Consider the following 203-nt stretch of genomic DNA (forward strand, 5'->3'; position numbering starts at 1 on the left):
GATTTAGAAGGTGATTCTCAGTTAATACAAACCACCACGAGTGATTTAGTGACCTCATCAGCGGGTAAAATATTACGTAGACAAGAAGGTACATCAAATCCATATTGGTATAACTATTGGTCATCACCAGTAGGATCCACAGGAGCCACAAGCTTAACAGATAATAATGGAACAAGCAACAATACCAATAATTCAGCTTTTAT

1 pseudogene is annotated in these 203 nt (G+C 36.9%); it reads left to right on the forward strand.

What is annotated here, in order from left to right:
* Window positions 1-203, forward strand: a pseudogene (locus Q0842_RS16365) (ABC transporter permease); the annotation flags it as partial.

This window comes from uncultured Algibacter sp. (assembly GCF_947495675.1).
Taxonomy (GTDB): Bacteria; Bacteroidota; Bacteroidia; order Flavobacteriales; family Flavobacteriaceae; genus Algibacter_B.